A 225-nucleotide genomic window follows, 5' to 3' on the forward strand; every position below is an offset into this window, starting at 1 on the left:
TTTACACATCTTTCCTGGTTCATCATGAATAACATCTCGTTGTTCAAATTGATCTAAGATCTTATTGCGTTTTCCCGATGACTTTTTCTTTTTTGGAGTGCGATGAGTAGGCACGGTTTTCTCAATTACCACAGTAGTTTCGTCCTCTTCTGTGGCCAGATTTTCAAGATCCTCATCGGATAAAAGTGACATTTGGCCGTCGGCCAATTTTTCAGTTTTTTTTCC

At 39.1% G+C, this 225-nt stretch carries 1 protein-coding gene; it reads right to left on the minus strand.

Going from position 1 to position 225, the window contains the following annotated elements:
• The coding region (locus FC36_RS08095) for an IS66 family transposase (protein ID WP_156409564.1) at positions 1-225 on the minus strand (225 nt) is incomplete at both ends.

Source organism: Ligilactobacillus equi DSM 15833 = JCM 10991, assembly GCF_001435735.1.
Taxonomy (GTDB): domain Bacteria; phylum Bacillota; class Bacilli; order Lactobacillales; family Lactobacillaceae; genus Ligilactobacillus; species Ligilactobacillus equi.